Origin of the sequence: Paraburkholderia sp. SOS3 (assembly GCF_001922345.1) — a bacterium.
Taxonomy (GTDB): domain Bacteria; phylum Pseudomonadota; class Gammaproteobacteria; order Burkholderiales; family Burkholderiaceae; genus Paraburkholderia.
This window is the reverse complement of the sequence record NZ_CP018812.1, coordinates 52,017-75,610: the sequence shown is the minus strand read 5'-3', so window position 1 is coordinate 75,610 and position 23,594 is coordinate 52,017. Positions and strand designations below refer to the sequence as shown.

At 65.3% G+C, this 23,594-nt stretch carries 14 protein-coding genes; 6 read left to right on the top strand and 8 right to left on the bottom strand.

Going from position 1 to position 23,594, the window contains the following annotated elements; all coding sequences use genetic code 11:
* Nucleotides 1-48: 48 nt before the first annotated feature.
* From glgX to BTO02_RS20380, 5 genes are all read right to left on the bottom strand, one after another.
* Nucleotides 49-2,379, bottom strand: a complete 2,331-nt coding sequence (gene glgX / locus BTO02_RS35190; RefSeq protein ID WP_232243619.1) for a glycogen debranching protein GlgX — start codon at nt 2,377-2,379, stop codon at nt 49-51.
* A gap of 120 nt (nt 2,380-2,499) precedes the next feature.
* On the bottom strand, nt 2,500-4,737 hold the full coding sequence (glgB, locus tag BTO02_RS20395) for a 1,4-alpha-glucan branching protein GlgB (protein ID WP_075159094.1): 2,238 nt from the start codon (nt 4,735-4,737) through the stop codon (nt 2,500-2,502).
* Nucleotides 4,730-8,203 carry a maltose alpha-D-glucosyltransferase gene (treS, locus tag BTO02_RS20390; RefSeq protein ID WP_075159093.1) on the bottom strand — a complete coding sequence of 1,158 codons (3,474 nt, stop codon included), beginning with the start codon at nt 8,201-8,203 and terminating at the stop codon, nt 4,730-4,732. The genes glgB and treS overlap by 8 nt, the downstream gene beginning before the upstream one ends.
* 9 nt (nt 8,204-8,212) lie before the next feature.
* Nucleotides 8,213-11,731: a maltotransferase domain-containing protein gene (locus BTO02_RS20385; RefSeq protein WP_075159092.1), complete on the bottom strand. Its 3,519-nt coding sequence runs from the start codon at nt 11,729-11,731 to the stop codon at nt 8,213-8,215.
* Nucleotides 11,732-12,376: 645 nt separating this feature from the next.
* Nucleotides 12,377-13,045, bottom strand: coding sequence for a DUF1345 domain-containing protein (locus BTO02_RS20380; protein WP_156884065.1), 669 nt, complete (start codon nt 13,043-13,045; stop codon nt 12,377-12,379).
* Between the two features lie 339 nt (nt 13,046-13,384).
* Here BTO02_RS20380 and BTO02_RS20370 point away from each other — a divergent pair, with 339 nt between their 5' ends.
* The 4 genes from BTO02_RS20370 to BTO02_RS20355 all read left to right on the top strand — a co-directional run bounded on the left by BTO02_RS20370 (nt 13,385) and on the right by BTO02_RS20355 (nt 18,135).
* Complete coding sequence (locus tag BTO02_RS20370) at nt 13,385-14,077, top strand: sugar dehydrogenase complex small subunit (RefSeq protein WP_075159089.1); 693 nt, start codon at nt 13,385-13,387, stop codon at nt 14,075-14,077.
* On the top strand, nt 14,070-15,665 hold the full coding sequence (locus BTO02_RS20365) for a GMC family oxidoreductase (protein WP_075159088.1): 1,596 nt from the start codon (nt 14,070-14,072) through the stop codon (nt 15,663-15,665). Before BTO02_RS20370 ends, BTO02_RS20365 begins: the two co-directional genes overlap by 8 nt.
* A gap of 148 nt (nt 15,666-15,813) precedes the next feature.
* On the top strand, nt 15,814-17,235 hold the full coding sequence (locus tag BTO02_RS20360; RefSeq protein WP_156883927.1) for a c-type cytochrome: 1,422 nt from the start codon (nt 15,814-15,816) through the stop codon (nt 17,233-17,235).
* A 162-nt stretch (nt 17,236-17,397) separates the two neighbouring features.
* Nucleotides 17,398-18,135, top strand: a complete 738-nt coding sequence (locus tag BTO02_RS20355) for a metallophosphoesterase (protein ID WP_075159087.1) — start codon at nt 17,398-17,400, stop codon at nt 18,133-18,135.
* 67 nt (nt 18,136-18,202) lie between these two features.
* Here BTO02_RS20355 and BTO02_RS20350 read toward each other — a convergent pair whose 3' ends face one another.
* The 3 genes from BTO02_RS20350 to BTO02_RS20340 form a co-directional block, all read right to left on the bottom strand.
* A complete protein-coding gene (locus tag BTO02_RS20350) occupies nt 18,203-19,012 on the bottom strand; it encodes an RES family NAD+ phosphorylase (RefSeq protein WP_075159086.1) in 810 nt (269 codons plus the stop codon).
* Nucleotides 19,009-19,371 (bottom strand): MbcA/ParS/Xre antitoxin family protein, encoded by a 363-nt coding sequence (locus tag BTO02_RS20345; protein WP_374992504.1) that lies wholly within the window; start codon nt 19,369-19,371, stop codon nt 19,009-19,011. The genes BTO02_RS20350 and BTO02_RS20345 overlap by 4 nt, the downstream gene beginning before the upstream one ends.
* 374 nt (nt 19,372-19,745) lie before the next feature.
* Nucleotides 19,746-20,540, bottom strand: coding sequence for an SDR family NAD(P)-dependent oxidoreductase (locus tag BTO02_RS20340; RefSeq protein ID WP_075159084.1), 795 nt, complete (start codon nt 20,538-20,540; stop codon nt 19,746-19,748).
* A 289-nt stretch (nt 20,541-20,829) separates the two neighbouring features.
* On the opposite strand from BTO02_RS20340, the gene BTO02_RS20335 reads away from it, so the two are divergent.
* Together BTO02_RS20335 and BTO02_RS20330 are read left to right on the top strand one after the other, a co-directional pair.
* Nucleotides 20,830-22,680, top strand: a complete 1,851-nt coding sequence (locus BTO02_RS20335) for a CHAD domain-containing protein (protein WP_075159083.1) — start codon at nt 20,830-20,832, stop codon at nt 22,678-22,680.
* Between the two features lie 64 nt (nt 22,681-22,744).
* The gene (locus BTO02_RS20330; protein ID WP_075159082.1) at nt 22,745-23,587 is read left to right on the top strand and encodes a TOBE domain-containing protein; all 843 of its coding nucleotides are present in this window, start codon (nt 22,745-22,747) and stop codon (nt 23,585-23,587) included.
* Nucleotides 23,588-23,594 lie beyond the last annotated feature (7 nt).

The window sequence follows — 23,594 nt, the reverse complement described above, 5'->3', positions numbered from 1 at the left end:
AGCCACCGAAGTGAGCCACTAGTGCTGACTCCGGCTCCGAGCCCGACATCACGCGCCGGGCTCGGGTGGCCGCGCGGTCAGAAGACGCGAACCGTGCTGCTTGCCGGCCATCCAGCCGGCCTGCCAGTCCGCGTCGCCGGCCGGTCGCGCTGCAAGCACCACGAGCGCACGCGCAGCCACTTCGAGATCGAGCGCCGCGAGCGGATGCGGCGGCGCATCGGGGTCCGCCGAATCAACTAGCACGTGCCATTCCAGATGCGGCGGCGGAGGGGTGAAGCGCAATGCGTCAGCCGACGCGTTCAACATCATCAACAATACTTCCGTTTCGCCGTCGAGTCCCGGACCCGCGCGCCGCAATGTGAACGCGCGACCTTCGGGGTCCTGCCACGCTTCGATCGACAGCGGCTCGCCGCGCTCGTCGAACCAGCCGACGTCGTAGAGTCCCGGCAGCACCTCGCGATCGCCGACCAGAAAGCGCGTCTCGCGCAGCAGCGGATGGTGTTTGCGCAATGCGATCATCCGTGTGACGAACGCGGTCATGCGCTGGCCTTCGGGCGACCTGGCAAGCGTCCAGTCGATCCAGGAAATCTCGTTGTCCTGGCAGTACGCGTTGTTGTTGCCGCGCTGGGTGCGGCACGCTTCGTCGCCGGCGAGCAGCATCGGCGTGCCGAGTGCGATGAGCAATGTGCCGATGATCGAACGCGCGACGCGTGCGCGCGTTTCTTCGATCGCTGCGGCCGCCGCGGCGGCTTCGGCCGACACATGCTCCTCGACGGCGAGCTGTCCGTCGTTCGACGCTTCGACACCTGCTTCGCCGTGCATCGCACCGTCGTTCGATTCGCTGCCTGCTTTGCCACCTGCTTCACCCCCTGCCGCCAGCGCGCTGACCGGTCCTTCGACACCCCAGTTCGAACTGTAGTTTTCGTTGTGTCCGTCGTGGTTGTTCTCGCCGTTGATCTCGTTGTGCTTTCGCTCATACGAAACGATATCCGCGAGCGTGAAGCCGTCGTGCGATGCGACGAAGTTGATCGATGCGGTCGGCTTGCGAAAGCGCCGGTTGAAGAGATCCGCGGAGCCGGTCAGACGTGCGGCGAGGTCGGGGCGCAAGCCTGCGTCGCCGCGCCAGAAACGCCGCACGCAATCGCGAAAACGGTCGTTCCATTCGGCGAAGCCGGGAGGATGGCCGCCAAGCTGATAACCGCCGGGCCCGATATCCCATGGCTCGGAGATCAGCTTGCGTTGCGAGAGCACCGGATCCTGACGAATCGCATCGAAAAAACCCGAGCCCGGATCGAAGCCCGTCGCTTCGCGGCCGAGCGTGACGCCGAGATCGAAGCGGAAGCCATCGACGTTGAACGCCGTCGACCAGTAGCGCAGCGAATCCATCACCATCTGCAGCACGCGCGGATGCGTGACGTTCAGCGTATTGCCGCAGCCCGTGTCGTTGATGTGATGGCGCTCGTCGCCGGGTATGAGGCGGTAGTAGCTCGCGTTGTCGAGGCCGCGCCACGATACGGTCGGCCCCGTCTCATTGCCCTCGCACGTGTGGTTGTAGACGACGTCGAGAATCACCTCGATCCCCGCCGCGTGCAGTTGCCGCACGGCGATGCGCATCTCGTCGAGCCGGTGCGATGCCAGATAGGACGGCTCGGGCGCAAAGAATGCCGCTGTGTTGTAGCCCCAGTAGTTGCGCAGTCCGCGCTCGACGAGAAAACGGTCGTTCAGGAACGCATGCACGGGCAGCAGCTCGACGGCCGTTACGCCAAGCTTCAGCAGATGATCGATGAACTCGGGCGAAGCGAGCGCCGAAAACGTGCCGCGTTCGGGCGGCCGCAGATCGCCGCGCAGCATCGACGCGCCGCGCACATGCGTTTCGTAGATGATCGTGTCGCCCCACGGCACATTCGGGCGCCGGTCGTGCGACCAGTCGAATGCCTCGTCGATGACCACGCATTTGGGCATGGCGGGCGCCGAGTCGCGCCGGTCGATCGAGAGGTCGAGCCGGTTCGAATGCATGCGGTAGCCAAAGAGCGCGTCGGACCAGCGGAAATGTCCGAGCAGCTTGCGCACATAGGGGTCGAGCAGCAGCTTGTGCGGATTGAAGCGATGGCCGTGCTGCGGCTGATACGGTCCGTGCGCGCGAAAGCCGTATACGGTGCCCGGATGCGCGTGCGGCAAATAGCCGTGCCACACCTCGTCGGTGCATTCGGGCAGCGCATAGCGCCTGATTTCCTTGCGGCCCCCCGGTTCGAACAGGCACAGCTCGATGCTGTGTGCGTTAGCGGAAAAGACCGCGAAATTGACTCCCAATCCGTCCCAGCTCGACCCCAGCGGATAGGGCGAGCCCGGCAACAGCCGGTCGGGCAGTACATGCGACATGGTTCCCGTTCCTTGTTTCGGCTTGTGCGTGTTCCTGCGTGCTTTTGCGTATGCCGGGGCTCACAGCAATGGCACCTCGCGCGACGCAGTTGCGCTGCAACCGCGCCGCGACTCCGCCGATCAATCCGCGCGCAGCACGATCGTCGCTAGCGGCGGCAGAACCAGCGACGCCGAATGCGGCCGGCCGTGGCTCGGCACGTCCTCGGTATAAATGAGACCACCGTTGCCGAGATTCGATCCGCCGTAGATCGCCGCGTCGGTATTCAGGATCTCGCTCCATCGCCCGTGGCGCGCCATGCCGACGCGGTAGCCATGCCGCGGCACCGGCGTCATATTGCAGACCGCCACGATCTCGCGTCCTTCGCCGTCCATGCGCCGGTACGCGTACACGCTGTTTTCCGCGTCGTCGCCGATAATCCATTCAAAACCGCCGGGCTCGCTATCCATCTGATACAGCGCGGACTCGGCGCGGTATGTGCGGTTCAGGTCGCGCACGAGCTTTTGCAGGCCGTGATGCATTTCGTCGTCGAGCAGATGCCAATGCGGCGAGCCGTCGTGATCGAATTCGGCGAACTGGCCGAACTCGCCGCCCATAAACATCAACTTCTTGCCGGGGTGCGTCCACATGAAGCCGAAGTACGCGCGCAGATTCGCGAAGCGCTGCCAGCGGTCGCCCGGCATCTTGCCGATCAGCGAGCCTTTGCCGTGCACGACTTCATCGTGCGACAAGGGCAGCACGAAGCGCTCCGAATACGCGTACACCATGCCGAACGTCATGTTGTGATGGTGGTAGCGGCGATAGACGGGGTCTTCGTGCATATAGTGCAAGGTGTCGTGCATCCAGCCCATGTTCCATTTGAACTGGAAGCCGAGGCCGCCGCTGTCGACAGGCGCCGTGACGCCGGGCCACGCCGTCGATTCCTCGGCGATCGTGATGGCGCCGCGCACGCCCGGCATATGCTGTACTTCGTGGTTGAGGCGTTTAAGAAACGCGATCGATTCGAGATTCTCGCGGCCGCCGTAGATATTCGGCACCCACTGGCCGGCCGCGCGCGAATAGTCGCGGTACAGCATCGACGCGACCGCGTCGACGCGTAACCCGTCGACGTGATAACGCATGAGCCATGCAAGCGCGGAGGCAATCAGGAACGCGCTGACCTCGTTGCGGCCGAGGTTGTAGATCATCGTGTTCCAGTCCTGGTGATAGCCTTCGCGCGGGTCCGAGTGCTCGTAGAGCGGCGTGCCGTCGAATTGCACGAGACCGTGCGCATCGTTCGGAAAATGCGCGGGCACCCAGTCGAGAATCACGCCGAGGCCGGCCTCGTGCGCGCGGTTCACGAAGCTCGCGAACTGCTCGGGTTTGCCGAAGCGCGCGGACGGCGCGAACTGCGAGAGCGGCTGATAGCCCCACGAGCCGCCGAACGGGTGCTCGGCGATCGGCATGAACTCGATATGCGTGAAGCCCATCTCCTTCGCATACGGAATGAGCCGGTCCGCGAGCTCGGACCAGTCGAGGCCGCGATGGCCTTCTTCGGCGATGCGCAGCCACGACTCCGCATGCACTTCGTAGATCGAAACCGGTGTACGCGGCGTTTGCAGATTGCCACGCGATTCCATCCATTCGCGATCGGTCCACGCGAACTGCTCGATCTCGTCGACGTGCGCGACCACCGATGCGGTCGCGGGCGGCCGTTCGGTCTGCATCGCGCACGGGTCGGCCTTGAGCGGCAGCGGATGGCCGTCGCGCGAGAGCATCTCGTACTTGTAGCGTGTGCCCGCGCCGATCTGCGGCACGAACAGCTCCCAGACGCCGGCCTGATGGCGCATCCGCATCGGATGACGCCTTCCATCCCACGAGTTGAAGTCGCCGACCACGGAGACGCGTCGCGCGTTCGGCGCCCATACCGCGAAGCGCACGCCCGGCACGCCGTCGAGTACGATCGGGCGCGAACCGAGGCACTCGAGCACCGCATACGGATCGCCCCACGCGACGCGTTGCAGCGGTTCGTCCCCGAGCACCGGCCCGAAGGCGTACGTGTCTTCGATTTCCTGCACGGGACCGTGCCAGTCGATGCGCAGCCGGTACGGCACCGCTTCGCTGACGGGGCCGGCGAACAGCCCGCCCGCATGCAGCGGCTGCAATTCGCCGAGCACGCGCCCATCGTCGCGGGCGACGACGCTCACGCGTGCCGCGTTCGGCAGCATCGCGCGAACCACGGGACCCGCATCGGTCTGATGCATGCCGAGCTGCGAGAACGGGTCGGGATGGCGCGCGTCGACGAGCGCGTTCAGATCGAGCGGATTCAACCCCGCCATGGCGCGTTCCGCGGCGTCATGCACATTGCTTTGCTCACTCATAATCGCCCTCTGCGGCGTCGTTCGGCGGCGCGCTGCCGCCCGGTGAATGCTGTATCGGGCTGCCGGCGGGCGTGCCCGTGTCGCCGAGCAGCCGGCTCGTGAGCGCGGCGAGCCCGCGTACCGGCAGACCGAGCCACGACGGGCGGTTCGCCGCTTCGTAGCGGATTTCGTATGCGGCCTTTTCGATCAGGAACAGGTCGAGCAGGGCCTGCTCGTCGGCGGGTGCGACGATGCGCTGCGGCGACGCCTCGAGCGCCTTCCGGTATTCGGCGAGGAAGGCCTCGGCCGCGTGCGTGCGGAAGCGGTCGAACAGCGCGCGCTTGCGATCGGCGGTCGGTTGCGGCGCGGCTTCGGTGGTCGACTGCGCAGCGGCGCTCGCGTACGACAGCGAACGCAAGAGGCCCGCGACGTCGCGCAACGGACTCGATTTCGCGCGGCGTTCCTCGAGGCTGCGCGCCGGCTCGCCCTCGAAGTCGATGAGGAATGCGTCGCCTTGCGCGACGAGCACCTGGCCCAGATGGAAATCGCCGTGAATGCGCGTGCACAGCGCGTTCGCATCGGCGTTCACGAGATTTTCGACAGCCTCGACGAGCAGTTCGCGCCGGTCGAGCACGCTGCGCGCGAGCAGCAGCGAGTCTTCGGACAGGTGCTCGGTGCTCCTTTCGAGCACGTCGAGCGCGGCCGCAAGCATCGACTGCGTGCCGTCGATCCACGCGCGCACCTGCTCGCCCGTAGCAGGCTCGGGCGAGAAGGCCGGATCGTCGGATGGCGCGGCAAGCACGACGTGCAGTTCGCCAAGCCGTTTGCCGATCATGCCGATAAACATCGAATATCCGTCGAACGCCTCTTCCTCGTTGATGCGGTCCTGCGTCGGCTCGCCGTCGATCGCGAGCGCGAGTTCGTCGATCGTGCGGCGCAGATAATCGAGCGCCCAGTTCCACGCATCGCCCTGGTTGTCGACAAAGCCTTGCAGGATCGACAGCGTATGCGGTACGCCTTGCGGGTCGACGCGGACGACTTCGCCATACAAAGGCGCGGTATTCGCATAGCCGCGCAGCGTCAGATAGCGCGTCATTTCCGCTTCCGGATGCACGCCGTTCATCAGGCGCCGCACGAGCTTGAGCACGATCGCGTCGGCGATCACGAGCGAGCTGTTGCTTTGCTCGGCCGCGAGCCAGCGGATTTCGGGCGCGTCGCCGAGTTCGAGCTCGTCGAAGCGGTCGGTCGGGATAAAGCGGATTTCGCTCTTCTGCACGGTCGGCACGGCGGCTCGCTCGCGCAGCTTTTTAAGTGTGCCGTACGCGAATTGCGGCAGCGCGAACGCGTCGGTCAGGTGCCCGATATTGCGCGCGCGACGCACGCGCGCGAGTGCGAGCTGCATGAAAAGCGGCGTCGTCGTGTCGGCGCCCCAGGTGATGGCGAGCGGCAGCACATAGCGTTCGGTATGTTCGTTGCCGCTGGTGCCGACATCGGCTTCGATTTCGGTAAAGGCGAAGCCGGCTTCGGGAATCGTCGTCAGTGCGGCGAGGCGCACCGCGTTCAGCTTCTGGTCCTTCGATGCGAACCAGCGCCGCCGCACGAGCCACGACGGCAGCACCTCGGATTCGAGCAGGCGCACATTCTCCGGCGTCGGGCCCGCCTGCCCTTCGCGGATCACGATCGTGACGAAATCGGGCAGTGCTTCCGAAGGCGCCTGGCTCCACGTTGGCCGCTGATTGCTCGAGCACAGCAGAAACCACAGGAAGCCGTACGGAGGAAACGTCAGCAGATAACTGAGCTGGCCGATCGCGGGGAATACCGAATCGGACGTCATCTCGACCGGCACCGTGCCGGCGAATTCGGACAGATCGAGTTCGACCGCCTGCGGCGCGCGCGACAGATTCGCGACGCAAAGAATCGCCGGCTCGCCCGGCATTTCGCGCAGATACGCGAGAATCTTGCGATTGCTCGGCTTCAGGAAGCGGATCGTGCCGCGACCGAACGCATGCTTCGAGCGGCGCGTCGCGAGCATGCGGCGCGTCCAGTTCAGCAGCGAATGCGGATCGCGGCTTTGCGCTTCGACGTTGACCGCGTCGAAGCCGTAAAGCGAGCCCATCACGGGCGGCAGGACGAGCTGTTCGGGGTCCGCGCGCGAGAAGCCGCCGTTGCGGTCGGACGACCATTGCATCGGCGTGCGCACGCCGTCGCGGTCGCCGAGGTGGATGTTGTCGCCCATGCCGAGCTCGTCGCCGTAGTAGATGACGGGCGTGCCGGGCATCGACAGCAGCAGCGAATTGATCAGCTCGATGCGGCGCCGGTCGCGTTCCATCAGCGGCGCAAGGCGCCGCCGAATGCCGAGATTGAGCCGCGCGCGGCGATCGGTCGCGTACGTGTTCCACAGGTAATCGCGCTCGGAGTCGGTCACCATCTCGAGCGTCAGTTCATCGTGATTGCGCAGGAAAATCGCCCACTGGCAACTGTCGGCGAGATCCGGCGTCTGTTTCATGATGTCGGTGATCGGAAAGCGGTCTTCGCTCGCGATTGCCATATAGATGCGCGGCATCAGCGGGAAGTGGAAAGCCATATGGCATTCGTCTTCGTTGCCGAAATATTCCTGCACGTCTTCCGGCCACTGATTGGCTTCGGCGAGCAGCATCCGGTTCGGATACTCGGCATCGATCGTCGCGCGGATCTTCTTCAGAATGGCGTGCGTCTCGGGCAGGTTCTCGTTGTTCGTGCCTTCGCGTTCGACAAGATACGGCACCGCGTCGAGGCGCAGCCCGTCGATGCCCATATCGAGCCAGAAACGCATGACCTGCAGCACTTCGCGCAGCACGGCGGGATTGTCGAAGTTCAGGTCGGGCTGGTGCGAATAGAAGCGGTGCCAGTAGTACGCGCCCGCGACGGGATCGTGCGTCCAGTTCGACGGCTCGGTATCGATGAAGATAATGCGCGTGCCCGTGTATTTCTGGTCGGTATCGGACCACACGTAGTAGTTGCGGTGGTTCGAGCCGGGTTTCGCGCGGCGCGCGCGCTGGAACCACGGGTGCTGATCCGACGTGTGATTGATCACGAGCTCGGTGATCACGCGAATGCCGCGCGCGTGTGCTTCCTGGATGAAGCGTTTGACGTCGCCGAGCGTGCCGTAGTCGGGATGCACGTTGCGATAGTCGGCGATGTCGTATCCGTCGTCGCGGCGCGGCGACGGATAGAAAGGCAGCAGCCAGATCGCATCGACGCCGAGTTCCGCGATGTAGTCGAGCTTCGCGAGCAGGCCGGGAAAATCGCCGATGCCGTCGTTGTTCGCATCGAAGAACGACTTGATGTGAACCTGATAGATGATCGCGTCCTTGTACCAGAGCGGATCGTCGGACAGCGTCGACGCTTTGCGGCGCCGCGCGGGCCGATGCTCCGTGACCGGTTCTTCGACGGTTGGATCGGCGATGGTTGCCTGTAATGCGTTTTCAGAAGGATCGTCACGCTTCATGTCGCACCTTCATTCGGAGAATGGGTCGGCGAAGCCGCTGCCGGTGATGGTCTGATCGGCCGCGTTTTCCGCTTCTGGTATCGCTTCGCGCGGCAGGCCGCCCGCGGGTTCGATGCGCCAGATCGCAAACGGCCGGGTGTTCGGGTCGAGCCGCACGTGTTGCCAGCGGCCGTGCCACTGGAAGCGCTCGCCGCTCATCTGATCGACCACGTCGACGGCGGCGTGGTCGTGCAGCTGCCAGCGGTTGAACGTGGCCCATGAGAGTTCCATATCCGCGCCCTGCTCATTGAACGGATCGAGATTGATCGCGACGACGATCACGTTGTCGCGCGCCTCGGTCGCCTTCTCGAAGAACAGCACATGGTCGTTGTGCGCGGGCAGGAACGTGAGGCCGAGATGCGAATGCAAGGCCGGATTCGCCCGGCGAATGCGATTCAACGCGCTGATCTCGCCGACGATATTGCCGGGCCGGTTCCAGTCCCACGCGCGCAGCTGGTACTTCTCCGAATCGAGATATTCCTCGCTATTCGGCAAGGCGGCGGCCTCGCAGAGCTCGAAGCCGCTATAGACGCCCCACAATCCCGATAGCGTGGCCGCGAGCGCCGCGCGGATCACGAAGCCCGCGCGCCCGGACCATTGCAGATGGCGCGGGTTGATGTCCGGCGTGTTCACGAAGAAGTTCGGGCGGAAGTATTCGCGCAGGTTCGTCTGCGTGAGCTCGGTCAGATACTCGGTGAAGTCGCGCTTCGACTCGCGCCACGTGAAGTACGTGTACGACTGCGAAAAGCCGATCTTCGCGAGACGCGCCATCACGCGCGGCCGCGTGAACGCTTCCGAGAGAAAGATCACGTCGGGATGCCGCCCGCGTACGTCGGCGATCATCCATTCCCAGAACGGCAGCGGTTTCGTATGCGGATTGTCGACACGGAAAATGCGCACGCCCGCGTCGATCCAGAACAGGATCACGTCGCGCAGCGCGATCCACAGGTCGGGTTTGGCGTCGCGCGCGTAGAAGTCCGGATTCACGATATCCTGGTACTTCTTCGGCGGGTTCTCCGCGTAGCGCAGCGTACCGTCGGGCCGCCATGCGAACCATGTCGGATGTTCTTTCAGCCATGGGTGATCGGGCGAGCACTGGATGGCGAAGTCGAGCGCGATTTCGAGGCCGTGCTCATGCGCGGCCGCGAGCATGCGGCGGAAATCGTCGAGCGTGCCGAGTTCGGGATGCACGGCCGTATGGCCGCCGGCTTCAGAGCCGATCGCATACGGGCTGCCCACATCGTCGGGGCCCGGGGTCAGCGTGTTGTTGCGGCCTTTGCGGTTCGCCATGCCGATCGGATGAATCGGCGGGAAATACAGCACGTCGAAGCCCATGTCGCGAATGCGCGGCAGTTTGCCGATCACGTCGTCGAAGGTGCCGTGGCGACGCTCGTCGTCGCTCATCGAACGCGGGAAGATCTCGTACCAGCTCGCGAAGCGCGCGGCGGCACGCTCGGCATCGATCCTGTAGACCACGCCGTCGCGCGACAGCCCCGGCCGGTGACGCGTGGCAGCGACAGCCTGCGCCGTCGATGGCGCGAGCACGAGGCGCAGCCGTTCCGACGTATCGGCTTTCGCGAATGCCGTGACGATCTGCTTGAGCGGCTTCGGGTCGGCGCCGCTTTCGTCAGCGCCTTTGTCGGGGTTTTTGCTGGCGTTTTTGCCTTCGGTTTCGTTGGCCGTTTCGCTCTCGGCGAGGGCGAGCGCAAACAGATGCCTGGCTTCCTCGATCTCGAGTTCGACGGTCTGGTTCGCGTTGAGCTTTTTCTGCATGTGGTCGACGAGCGACGCGAAGTCGTCGCGCCACGCGATCACGGTGAATTCGTGGCGGCCGACGCGTTCGAGCGGGATATGCGCCTCCCACAAGTCGTTGCCGGCCGGCTTCACGGGCGTCATCGGCACTTCGTGCCACGCGGTTTCGTCCGCGGCGCGCCAGATCACCGCGGCCGCGATCTTGTCGTGTCCTTCGGCGAAGATCGCGGCCGTGATCGGCACGCGTTCGCCGACCACGCGCTTGGCCGGAAAGCGTCCATAGTCGACTGACGGCGATACGCTTTCGATTGCGACGCGCGGCGCGGCGATCGCATCGAGTACCGTCTTGCGCGCGGAGGTTTTGCTCGTGCGCTTGTCGATCGGCGGTGCGAGCAGAATCGGCTTGTCCGGCACCACGGCGAGCAGCGTGAAGCCGGCCGGCGCAATGGCGAACGGTTTGAGCGGCACAGGGGCCTTCGCGGGGCGGGCGTTGCCGCTGTCGCCTGTCACCGTGAGCGGCACGAAGCGCGTGAAGCTGCCCGGCACGCCGTCGAGGAAACGCGCAGGATCGGCGCGCACGGGCACGCTCAGTTCAGGATTGAATACGGCCAGCACTGCTTCTTTGGCGTCGCGCAGATCCGGTGCGTCGCCGCGCAGCAGCACGGCGAGCGGCGCATTCGGCGCGCTCAGCATGCGCAGTTCGCCGGTGGTCTGCAACGTCCACGTGTCGCGCTGCAAAGCGTTGGCACGTCTGATGGCTCCGCTCAGGTCGAAGCGCCGCGCGCGGCATTGTTCGGCGAATGCGTGCGCGTCGCCATGCAGATACGACATCGGTTCGGCAACGCCGTACTCGAAGCCCATCGGCATCATCCAGCCGGTGCCGATTGCGGTCGCCGCGGCCAGTGCGCGCCGGTACGTGCGTTCGACGATCGTCGCATCGTGCGTGTCGGCGACATCGTCGACCAGGCGCGTGCCATACGGCGCTTCCGGAAACGCGATCGGTGCGCCGACGCTTTGCAGCGCCTTATGTTCGTCGACCATCCACGGCGCGCGGAAATCCCACCAGCGCGACGACGAGAACACGCTGTCGAAGCCCGCGCCCTGCAGAGCCAGCACATCGGCACGCGAAAGCCCGGGCGTCGCGGCGAGAAAGCGCACCGACGGATGCTGCTCGTGCATGGCCGCGCGCAGCCGCCGCCACACGGCGTTCGGCACGCGATGCGGCGAATCGAAGCGAAAGCCGCCGACGCCTGCCTGCGCGAGCGTGCGCAGCGCCTCGGTCCACCAGCCGGTCAGAGGGTCGGCGGCTTCGCCGTGAAAATTCGCGTAGGCGACGTTGTCTTCGTGCCGCGCGTGACGCGGATCGAGCCGCGCCTCTTCGGGCTCGAACGGATGGAACCAGTCGCGATGCGCGTTGAAGAGCGTGCCGTCGGCCGCGACGCGGTCGATCACGAGGTCGACGAGCAGGGTGAGGCCGTACTGCCGCGCGGACTGCGTAAGGCGTGAAAGCGCGTCGGCGGTGTTTTCGCCCGAGCCGAACACGGGGTGCAACTGCGCATGGTCGCTGACGATCTGCGTATGCCCGGCCGCGCCTGGTTTGAACAGCCCGCCGATCAGGACATGATCGAAGCCGAGCGACGCCGCATGCTCGAACTGAGCGGGCCACGCTTCGAGCGGGCCGGCGAGCAGGGAATGAATAAAGTAGATCCGCGGCGCATACGCATGGGGAGCTTGCATCGATCGTTTCCAGATTCGTCCTGCCGCGGCGTGGATGCACCGATTGTGCGATCACGGCCGCTCATTGGGCTGTCAGAGCCGGATGCCGCGCGGTGCTCGTGCGACGGCGCCTGCGCCTGGCATGGCGTGTAGTGTCTTGTCCCGCTACCTGTTCCTTATGTCACACGGTCTCGTCCGAGTCAGGTCCGGGTTTCGCCCCGCCGACCATTCCGGCCACTCGTCACAATTTAGTGCATCGAGCGCAAGGCCGCCTCACCGGTTCGCAACGCCGCTTGCAGCGGAGCGCGGTGCGGCATTTCCATGGGCGAGGTTGGTTCACCATGCATCCGGTGTGAAGCGTTCCGATCGTTGGAAACCGTATGACAAAGGCAGGCCAATGGGGAGCAAGCGTTATGCCAATCAGGCGCGTGTTGTGCGCTGCGGCGTGACGCAGCGCGCCGCAGCGAGCGCAGGCGCGGTGGGGCGGGGCAAGCCGCGAAGCCGCGCAGACAGGCGCCGCTGGGCGAGGACAGCCATGCGGGCGCGCGCCGCGTGTAAATCGGAGAAACGGGCGGCTGACCTTACATGCCGGCTGTCCGATGCGGCGTGGCGCGCCTGCAGAGCGAACCGCGACCCCGGCGAGCGAGGCCGGGCGGGATCAGGCGATCATGAGCCGAGCAGCCCTGCCGCCATATTGATGCACAGACCGAGCACCGCGACGTTGAAATAGAACGAGAGAACCGACTGCGCGAGCGTCGCGCGGCGGATCGGCCGCGATCTCAGCACGACGTCGGAGGTCTGCGACGCGACCGCGATCGTGAACGAGTAATACAGAAAGTCCCAATAGTTCGGATCGAGCTTGTGATCGGGAAACAGCAATGCGGTTTCCTTCGTCGTCCCGCTGAAGTAAAGACGCGCGTAGTGCAGCGTGAAGATGGTCGGTATCAGGAACCACGCGCCGATCAACGTGAGCGCGGTGAGCACGTAATGCGACAAGCCGGGCGCCACGTTCTGGCCGCCGCTGCCCTTCGCGGTGGCGAGTTCGAGCACGATCGCCGCGATGCTTGCGACCGTCGCGATGCAAACGATGAACAGCACCATGCCGGCGTTTTCGTCTTCGCGCACGGCGAGTTCGCGCACGTCGTCGTGACCGGCGCGGGCCATATGAAACCAGATCAGCGCGAGGTAGATCCAGACGGCCGCGTCCCAGCCGATCAACGCGCGCGCCGTCGGCCGGACTGCCGGCGGCAACAGCAGCAGCGCAATCAGCGCGCCGGCCACCGCGCCAATCACCATGCGCGGCCGGTTGCGGAGGACTTGTGGATAGATGTTGATCATAGGCTTCGCTGAAACAGGCGGGTTATGTAATTGTCGTGCGGGTTGTTGCGAACCACGGCGAACTGCAATGCGCATAGGCTCGTTGTCGAACGGCCGCGTGGACGTTATATTTCGCGACACAGTTTTACGCAATCCGCTTGCGGGAGCCTTTCAGCGGAAGCCGTCTTGCCGGAGTCGCGGCGATACGGCGACACGAGACGACCGCTTCGAGCGGCACCGAAGACCACGCTTGGGCGAATGGGGCAGACGGCCCATCGTGCGCGAATTGAACCGACTCGAATCGTGCGGTTGTGCGCCGCGCGACGCGGCCGAATACGAACACGATCTGGAGCCCCTATGACAAAAGCAGACACGCGGCGCGCGCGCACGCGGCCGTCGCGAGAGACGCGTGCGGCGCGCTCCGAAAGCCGCCGCGCATGGCTTGCCCGCGTATGCGCGTCGGCCGCCGCGCTTGCCGCGGGATCGACCGCCGGCTTCGCCGCAACGGCCGCCTCGGTTGGCGCTTCGGTTGGCGCCTCGGTTGGCGCTTCGAATGCCGGTTCGCCGCGCGCTGCGCTCGGCGCCGCGGACACCGCATCGACTGCCGCGGCCCGCATCGCCGGCCCGCACGCTGGCACGCAGCCGCCCAGCGGCGGCGGTCTCGACGCTTTTCTTGCGCTGTCGCAGAAGCTGACGGGCCATAGCAGCTTCAACGCGGTGCTCGCGAAGCGCGCATACGACGCATTGTCGAAAGCGGACAGCCAGTTCATGCAGAATGTCGCGACGCTCAACACATGGCTGCACGCGCACGGCGGCGTGCCGTCCGATACGGTGATCGCGGCGCTCCAGACAGACTCGCCGGCGCTCGCGAATACGGTCGCGGCGATCGTGCGAGCGTGGTATCTCGGCCTCGTCGGCGAGATGCCGAACGTGCAGGTCATCGCCTATGAAAGCGCACTGATGTTCGACCCCATCAACGACGTGCTAACCGTGCCGTCCTATTGCCGCGACGTTCCGTTTTACTGGTCGCAGAAACCGACGAATGCGTGAGTCGGCCGATATCGTGGTCGTCGGGTCGGGCGTTGCGGGCAGCCTCGTTGCGCATCAGCTAGCGCTAGCCGGCGCATCGGTGCTGATGCTCGAGGCGGGGCCGCGCCTGCCGCGCTGGCAGATCGTCGAGAACTTCCGCAACTCGCCCGCGAAAGCCGACTACGCATCGCCGTATCCGGCCGCACCGTATGCGCCGCATCCGCAGTACTCGCCGGCGAACGATTATCTCGTGCAGAAGGGCGAGTATCCGTATCGCGCGCAGTACCTGCGCGTGGTCGGCGGCACGACCTGGCATTGGGCGGCCGCCGCATGGCGCCTGTTGCCGCAGGACTTCGAGTTGAAGACGCGTTATGGCGTCGGGCGCGACTGGCCGTATCCGTACGAAACGCTCGAGCCCTGGTACGGTGCGGCGGAAGCCGCGCTCGGCGTTTCGGGCCCGGACGCATCGATCGATCTCGGCTCGCCGCGCTCGACGCCGTACCCGATGCGCGCGCTGCCGCTGTCGTATATGGACCAGCGCTTCGCCGACGTGCTCAACGCAAGCGGCTTTCGGGTCGTGACCGAGCCCGTGGCGCGCAACAGCCGTCCGTACGACAGCCGGCCGACCTGCTGCGGCAACAACAACTGCATGCCGATCTGTCCGATCGGCGCGATGTACAACGGCATCGTGCATGTCGCGAAGGCGGAGCAGGCGGGCGCCGTGCTGCGCGCGCAAGCGGTCGTCTATCGTATCGAGGCCGACAGCAGGGGTCTCGTCACGGCGGTCCACTACAAGAATCCGCACGGCAACAGCACGCGCGTCACCGGCAAGCTGTTCGTGCTCGCGGCGAACGGCATCGAAACGCCGAAGCTGATGCTGATGTCGACGTCCGATGCGTTTGCGCGCGGCATCGGCAATCGCTCGGATCAGGTCGGCCGCAACCTGATGGACCACCCGGGCACCGGCGTCAGTTTTCTTGCGAACGAATCGCTGTGGCCGGGGCGCGGGCCGATGGAAATGACGTCGGTCGTGGACTTCCGCGATGGCCCGTTTCGCAGCGACTTTGCGGCGAAGAAGCTGCATGTGTCGAATGCCACGCCGACGCTCGCGGTCACGTCGGCACTGCTGGCCGGCGGCCTGACGGGCGCGGAGATCGACCGGCAGATTCGCAACCGCGCGGCGCGGCTCGTGACGATCAACAGCTTCCACGAGCCTTTGCCCGATCCGCAAAACCGGATCGTGCCGTCGGCCGAACACAGGGACGCGCTCGGCATCGCGCACCCTGAAATCCGCTATTCGATTGGCGACTACGTGAGGAAAAGCGCGGCGCACACGCACGAACAGTACGCGCGCATCGCCGCGCTTTTCGGCGGCACCGAGATCGCATTCGACGAAACCTTTGCACCGAACCATCACATCATGGGCACGACGATCATGGGCAGCGACGCTGCCGACTCCGTTGTCGATGCGGATTGCCGCACGCACGATCATCCGAATCTGTTTGTCGCCGGCAGCGCCGTGATGCCGAGCGCAGGTTCCGTCAACTGCACGCTGACGGTGGCCGCGCTGGCATTGAAACTCGCCGGCATGCTCAAGCGCGAAATCTGAACGTGCTCACACCGATACCGACGGGGAGATTCCGACGATGACGAATCCGACGTCCCGCGCGCGGCCGGCCGGCGAGGGCGATTCTTTGCGCGAACAAAGGCTGCTTCGGCAACGGCGGTTCCAGCGGCTTTATCGGCGCAAGCGCGTCATGAGCATCGCGACGCTCGCCGCGGCGTTCTCATTGTTCGCGCTGTATGTCGTATGGCTCGAGGTGCACAGCACGACCACTACGCGCGGCGACGAGTCGCCGCTCGCCGCCGCGGCCGCGCGTGGCCCCGACGCAGCCGCCGGCGCGAATGGCACGGAGCTCGTGAAACGCGGCGAGTATCTCGCGCGCGCGGGCGACTGCATGGCGTGCCACACGTCCGATAAAGGCCGGCCGTTTGCGGGCGGCGTCGCGATGTCGACGCCGTTCGGCACGATCTACACGCCGAACATCACGCCGGACCCCGATACCGGCATCGGCCGATGGAGCGACGCGGAATTCTTGCGCGCGATGCACGAAGGCATCGGCAAGGCCGGCGAGCGGCTCTACCCGGCGTTTCCGTATCCGTCGTACACGAAGGTGGCGGATCGCGACGTGCTGGCGATCCGCGCGTATCTGAATACGGTCGCGCCGGTTCGCTTCACGCCGCCGGCCAACACGTTGACCTTTCCGTTCAATCAACGCTGGCTCATGCTGTTCTGGAATCTGTTCAACTTCGACGAAGGGCGCTTTGTGCCCGATCCGAAACAGAGCGCCGAATGGAATCGCGGCGCCTATCTCGTCGACGGTCTCGCACATTGCGGCGAGTGCCATACGCCGCGCAACTTCATGCAAGGCCTGAAGTCGGACGACCGTTTCTCGGGTGCCGTGCAGGCCGGCTGGCATGCGTTCAACATCACACCGGACAAGCTCGGCGGCATCGGCAACTGGAGCGCCGCTGAAATCGTTGCTTACCTCGCGACCGGCGTCGCGCAAGGGCGCGCGTATGCAGCGGGACCGATGGCGCAGGTCGTCGAGGACAGCACGCAATATCTGAGCGGCGAAGACCTGCGCTCGATCGCTGTGTATCTGCGCGCGCTGCCTCCCGTGCGCGGCGGCATAAGCAGCATGGGCGGCGTGCGCGACAACCAGGCGCAGGCGCGCGATACGCTCGGCGCGCCCGCTGCGGACGTTACCGCATTGCGCGGCGACGCGGGCGGCGGCGTCAAAGACGTCAACGGTGTCAATCATGTCAATGGCGCGCGGCTATTCATCGCGAACTGCGCGAGCTGCCATCGATGGACCGGCGCGGGCGTCGGCGCGAATGCGCGAGGCGCTTATCCGTCACTGATGCATAACAGCGTGGTCGGTGCCGCCGATCCCACGAATCTCGTGCTGGTGATTCTGCATGGTGTCAGCCGCAAGACACAAAACGCGGATATCTTGATGCCGTCATTTGGCGATCAGTTGACTGACGATCAGATTGCCGAACTTGGCGATTACGTGACGAAGCAATTCGGAAATCCTCACGCGTCGATCACGGCGAAGCAGGTCGCCCGATTGCGCAGCCAGTCGGGCGGTCAAGCGCGCGGTCAATCACAGTGACCGCCTTAAGAAGTCGTTAAGGAAACGCGGGCACGATTCCCGGGCGCAGTCGCGACGAAGGTGCGCGTCAACGTGCAACTCGCCACTGCGTTGTAGTGTCAAAGAGCCTCGAACGATCGACAGCGCTCATACAGGCGATGCTCATCGCACTATCATCGAGAGATGGAGCCTACTCTGGTCACTACCGTTCAACATCACCCTGTGAATCGGGTCGGTCGCGACTTCGTTATCGGCGACCTGCATGGTTGCGTCGACGCGCTGCGCTATCTGCTGCGCGAGATCGTGTTCGATCCCGCGCGCGATCGTCTTTTTTCGGTCGGCGATCTCGTCGATCGCGGGATGCAGTCCGAAGCAGCGCTCGCCCTTCTCGACAAGCCGTGGTTCTACGCCGTGCTCGGCAATCATGAAGACACCTTGTGCGGCGTCGCTGAAGGCCGCTTACGGCGCAAGTGGTGGTACGACATCGGCGGACGGTGGGGCGAATCCTTGTCCGACGAAAGGCTGCGCGACTACGCGCAGCGGCTGCGGTTGCTGCCGCTCGTGCGCGTGATTGGCAGCGGCAGCGAACGCTTCAATATTTTGCATGCCGAGTTTTTCGGCAGCGATGCCGAGCTCGATCGCGGCGACTTCTCCAATGCGACGCGTCAGCGGATTTTATGGGGACGCGATCTTGCATTGGGCAACTACGATCCCGCGCGCGTGCGCGGTTTGTCCCCCACCTTCTGCGGGCACACGCCAGTGCGCGAAGTGGTCCAATGTGGTGCGCAGCTGTTTATCGACACGGGCGCGTTCGGGCAGGGCGGCAAGCTGTCGATTGTCGAAGCCACCACCTTGCAGCGCTGGTCGGTCAGCGTGGAGATCGCGCGCGCGGAAGGCGCGGCGGCGTTCGCGTTGCCTTGATCGATGTGCGGCGCGGGCGCACGGCGCACGCCGGTTTGGCGAGCGCGCGTTGCTTGCGCGACCGCGCTTATCCCACCTGATTCAGTTCGAACACCACGTCGATCTCCTGGCCGTTCCAGTTGTATTCGAGGTACGCCGCATGATGGCAATCGCGCAGCAGCGTGGTGCGCAAGGCGGCGAGACATTCGCCGCTCGCGTCGCGCACCGATGGATAGACGATGCCGGGCGCGCCCGCGGAACGCACGGCGCGGCCGAGCGCCTGGCCGGCGGTGTAGTCGGTGGGCGATAGCACGGCGGGCGCATCGAATGGCGTGTCCGTATTCGACGCGTTTTGCACATCGGCCGTGCGCGTTCCGCTGGCCGCTGGCGTTGCCCGTTTCGCGCCGCTCGGACCGGCCGCACGGCGCGCTCCCTTCGCGTCGCCGCGCAAATCGACGACATCGCCCTCTGCCAGTACCGAGTACAGCCGCATCTGCTGACGCAGCGGCGGCTGCCCGGTTGCCGCCAGAAAGAGCGCCGAGTGATAGCGCGTTTCCGCGATTGCGGTGGCGCGCGACGCCGCGCAGTAGAACACGCCGTACGTGCCGTCGGAGAAACGGCTGCCGAGCGGATTCAGATGCGTGAACGCCGCCATGATCGGTCCCCAGCCCGGACCGAAGCGGCGCTCGTCGCGCGGCACGAGGTCCAGCTCGCCGACTTCGGTGCGCAGACGGTCGTTGGTCATCGCTTCGAGCGCGTACAGCGCGTCGAAGTCTTCGGGCGACGCGACGCGCTCGAACAGGTTCACCGCGGGAAATCGCGTCGGCACGACGCGCCAGGCGGGCAACCACGCGAGCGGCGACGCGGGCCAGCGTTCCTGCCATTGCGATAGCGTCACGCCCAGCCGCCTCGCATTGCGTCGAGATACTGGCGCACGGCGACCAGATCGCTGATGTTGCCGGCCAGCAGCCGGTCGAGCGCGCGGCGGCCGCCGAACGGCGGCGCGCTGTTCGGACGCTTGATCCAGGCGTCCGCGGCGGCCGGCTGCGGCAACAGGATTTGCAGCGACTTGTAGATGCCGAGTAGAAGCGACAGCCGTTCGAGCGTGTCGCGCCCAAGCCGCGCGGTTTGCGGCTCCGCCTTCCATTTGAAGAACGTCGAGCGGCCCGGCGAGCCCAGCAGCACGATCTGCTCGTCGGTGCTCAGATCCCAGTCGCGGGCGATATTGAAGAACGCGCGCAAGCCCGCCGCCGACATGCCGGCGAGCGTCGGTTCAGTCTGGTTGCGGCGCGAAGGTCGCGCGGCGCCTGAAATATGAGCGGCTGAAGACATAGCTCCGAATCCTGAGATGAGTCCTCAAATGAACTTGACTTCCATCTTAGTCTATTTTTGGAGTTATGCAAGGCTGATATGCGCGTGATGACAGAGGGTACGGGTCGGGCCGATCGGCGATGGCCTTGCCGCGGGCCTTCGAGTGAGGCCCGCGGGCGTGCTCGTCAATTTCGTCGAAGTGCAGTCGGAGGGCAGCGTTCGGCAGAGCGCTCGCACAGTGAGACGGTTCAGCGGCAGCCTGCGTCGCGCGACCCCATGCGGGCTTCGCGCCGCGTCCGGTTCGTGTGCGGCCGAGCGCGTCAGGCAATCGTGTCGACGATGCCGCCATCGACGCGCAATGCCGCGCCGGTCGTCGCGGATGCCTGCGGCGAACAGATGTACACGACCATGTTCGCTACTTCCTCGGGCATCGTGATGCGGCGAATGATCGACGTGCCGCGGCTCGAAACGACGAACTCGTCCGCTGCCTGTTCGATCGACTTGTGCTCTTTCTGCGCTGTGTCTTTAAGCATGTCGCGCACGCCGTCGGTCATCGTCGGACCGGGTAGCACCGAGTTGACGGTCACGCCGCTGCCCGCGGCGAACTTCGCGATGCCGCGCGCGATCGACAGTTGCGCTGTCTTGGTGAAGCCGTACGCGAGCATGTCGGAAGGAATGTTCAATCCCGACTCGGAAGAAACGAATACGACGCGTCCCCAGTGCCGCTCCATCATGCCCTTCAGGTATGCGCGCGTGAGCCGTACGCCGGACATCACGTTGATCTGGAAGTAGCGCTCCCACTCGTCGTCGCTCGTCGCGAAGATATCGCTCGGGCCATACATGCCGAGATTGTTGATCACGATGTCCGCGGTTGGGACGTCCTTCAGGAATGCATCGCAGCCCGCGCGCGTGCCGAGATCCGCGGCAATGCCGCGCACTTTTGCGCCGGGCGCGCGAGCACGGATCGTTGCGACGGCTTCATCCACGGCACGCTGATTGCGACCGTTGATGACAGTGTCGGCGCCGGACGCTGCAATGCCGGTTGCGATCGCGAGGCCGATGCCCGCGGTCGACCCGCTGATTGCCGCGGTCTTGCCGGAAAGATCGATATGCATGTCGACTCCTCTGGAATGGGATAGGACCTGCGCGGTCCATTTGACCCAGGTCAAATGCGCGCGCGCGAGGCCGGATTCATTCTATGGCCACGTCAAGCTGTTTGTCAGAGCGCAAGCGTGCAGCGCGGCGTGACGGTCGCGCTGCCGCGCGTGTACCATCGTTCATGCACTGAGGGTGACTGTGCGAAGTATCCCTGCGCGTCTTTTGCATCGTCGTTCCGCGCCGTTTCTCGCGTAGCCTTTCGCGTTATTGCAGGCGCCTTCACCATTCGCCACGTTTGAGGTGTTCATGGTTCGCGTGCTGGAAATTGTGCTGGATCTGCCGGAGCCTACTGTCATCGCGTGGCTCGAACAGCACGGGAAATCGCACGGGCGAATCGATGCCGCGCTGACCGAAGCGGTCGATGCATTGCCCGGTTTCGAGCGTGTTTCCGTTGATGCCGATGCCGATGCCGATGCCGATGCCGATGCCGATGCCGATGCCGATGCGGCCGATAACACGCCCGCCGATAACGTGGCGCCGCGCACGTTGTATGGCTTCGACAACGACGGCGCCCTGGCCGGCGCCGGCTGGCGCCTCGTGACCGAAGCGACGACAGACGGCAGGCGCGCCGTTGCCACGCATCGGGAATGGCATGCGCCGGGCGTCGCGATTTGCGAGGTTGTCTGCGATATCGCGCTCGAACACGATGCTTCGCTCGACGATGCATTCAACGATGCGCCTCACGAACTCGCGCGTGCGCTTGGCCGTGCGGGCGAGCTGGCGAGCGTCGCGACGCTCGCGTGCGAACGGCGTGTCGAATGGCGCCGCGAGACGGCGCAGGGCGTCACCGTCGACGTCGCGTTCGACGTCGTGCACTGTATTCGCGCTCAGCTCGATCCCGCGCTCGCGTTGCGCGAACTGCGCGTTGCGACACGCTGGCCCGGCGACGAGGACGACGAAAACGACGAAGCGGCACAAGAGGCACGAGAGGCAAAAGCGGCCGATGCCGATGCATCGCATGACGCCGAAGCTGCCACTCAAGCCTCATCTTCCGTCGACCCGGCCGATGCTGCGGGTGCCGCGACATTCGCGGCGGCACCGGCAGCGGCTTCTCGCGCCGTGCACACTGCGCGAACGCCCGAAGCCGCGTTGGCCGCGCTCTTCTCGGTCGCGAACGAACTTGCTGCCCGGTTGCCGGCATTTCCGGTGCTCGCCGACGCATTCGACCGCGTCTGCCGCGTCGACGTATCGCGCGACGAAGCGCCGGCGCGGGCCAAGGCGATCGATCTCGCTGGCGCGCGTACACCGCATCGGGCGTTGCTGGCGATCGAACGCAATATCGCAGACCAATGGTTCGGCAATGAAGCGGCCGTGCGCGATGCACCGGACGTCGAGTTCATTCACCAGATGCGCGTCGCCCAGCGCAGGCTCAAAACCGCAACGAAGATATTTCCCGCGTGGATCGACGACATGTGGACTATGCGCGTCGAGCCGCGCTTCAAATGGCTGAGCGACCTGCTCGGCGAGGCGCGCGACTGGGATGTCTTTACCGATTCGACGCTGCCCGAGCTCGCGAAGGCCGATGTCGATGCGGCCGCCTGGCATGCCACGCGCGAAGCAGCCGAGCGGTGGCGCATGGACGCGCGTGCGCGCGTTCAGGAGGCGATGCGCTCTCCCGCTTATGCGGAACTCACGCTTGCATGGCTCGAATGGATCAGCGATCTGTCGCTGCGCGGCACGCCCGCCAAGCAGCGTGGCCGCTCGTTGCGCGGCTACGTGCAAAAGCGCATCGCGAGACACTACAAGCACGTAACGCGCGAAACGAAGCTGACCGCGCTCGACGCGGCGACGCGGCACAAGGTGCGCATTCAGGCGAAACGGCTGCGCTATACGCTCGAGTTCTTCGAGCCAATCGTTTCGCACAAGACGCGCCGCGACGCGGCGAAGACCTTGTCGCGCATGCAAAGCGTGCTTGGCGACGGCAACGACGCGGTCGTCGCGCTGCATTTTCTCGAGGAACTCGAGGTGCCGCCGTATCAGCTCGGTTTCGCGCGAGGCTGGTGCGAAGCGCTCAAACGTCATACGGCGAGGGAGGGCGAGCGCCTGCTCGCGGACCTGGGCAAGCCGAAGGTCGCAAGCGGCGGCGCGGGAGGCTGAATTTCAGGTGCCGCCGCTATAATGCGCCGGCACTCGCACAATACAATTCGTTGCACATACAACCATGACAGATCGCGTAGACGAAGACGAACCGGAGCGGCGCGGGCCGCTCGAGCTTGCCGGTTCAGTGTGGTTCAAAGCGGGCGAACAGACGCTCGGCGGCGCGTCACGCATCGCGCTGCTCGCCGCGATTCGCGAAACCGGTTCGATCACCGGTGCGGCGAAGGCAGTCGGCATGAGTTACAAGGCCGCATGGGATGCGATCGACACGATGAACAACCTCGCGGGCGAACCGCTCGTGATACGGTCGACGGGCGGCAAGGGCGGCGGCGGCACGACGCTGACGCCGCGCGCATCGGGTCTGATCGATACGTTTCGCGCGGTCGAGAGCGAGCATCGCAAGTTTCTCGAACGCGCGGGCGCGGCGATCGAAGGCTTCGCCGGCAACTGGGCGCTGATCGGCCGTATCGGCATCAAGACGAGCGCGCGCAATCAGCTGTTCGGCAAGATCGCGTCGATCCATCGAGGCACGGTCAACGACGAGGTGTCGCTTGCGCTGCCGGGCGGGCAGATCGTCGTTTCCGTGTTGACGCACGAAAGCACCGAAACGCTCGGGCTCGAGGAAGGTGTTGCCGCGTTTGCGCTCGTCAAGGCGTCGTGGGTGCTCCTGCTGGCCGATGACGGCGCGACGCCCGTGCGGCTGTCCGCGCGCAATCAGTTGCGTGGCACCGTGGCTGCGGTGACGCGCGGCGCGGTCAATGCGGAGGTCTCTGTGGCCCTCGACGCGACGACGGTGGTGACCGCGATCATCACGAATGAAAGCGTCGACAGGCTTGCGCTCGCTGAAGGGCAGCCCGTGGTGGCGGCGTTCAAAGCTTCCAGTGTGATTCTTGGGGTGACGGAATAGACCCGCG